1 protein-coding gene is annotated in these 388 nt (G+C 72.2%); it reads left to right on the top strand.

The genetic code is table 11. The features are described from left to right. Positions 1-388: DUF885 family protein (locus tag UK12_RS42010; RefSeq protein ID WP_197085388.1), on the top strand; the 388-nt coding region annotated here is incomplete at both ends.

Here is a 388-nt window from a genome sequence, read left to right as displayed (position 1 = left end):
GCGCCTGATGGACGAGCTCGGCTTCCTGGCCGATCCGGCCCGCCGGCTCGGGTACCTCGCCAAGCAGATGCTGCGGATCATCCGCGTGATCATCGACATCGGCATGCACCTCGAACTCGCCATCCCCGCCGACTCGCGGTTCCACCCGGGCGAGCGGTGGACCCCGGCCCCGGCGAACGAGATCATCGCCCCCCACCCCGAGGGCTGGCCCCTGCAAGACGAGCATCTGATGCACGAGCTCGGGTGCCCGCGCGGTCCGGACCGGCAGCTCGGGTCGCCCGACCAGCAGATGCGACGGGGCATCCGCGTGGTCATCCACATCGGCCTGCACCGTGAGCTCGCCATCCCCGCCACCTGGGGGTGCCGCCCGCGCGAGCGGTGGACGCTG

This window comes from Saccharothrix sp. ST-888 (assembly GCF_000955975.1).
GTDB lineage: Bacteria > Actinomycetota > Actinomycetes > Streptomycetales > Streptomycetaceae > Kitasatospora.
This window is presented reverse-complemented; position numbering and strand designations above follow the sequence as displayed.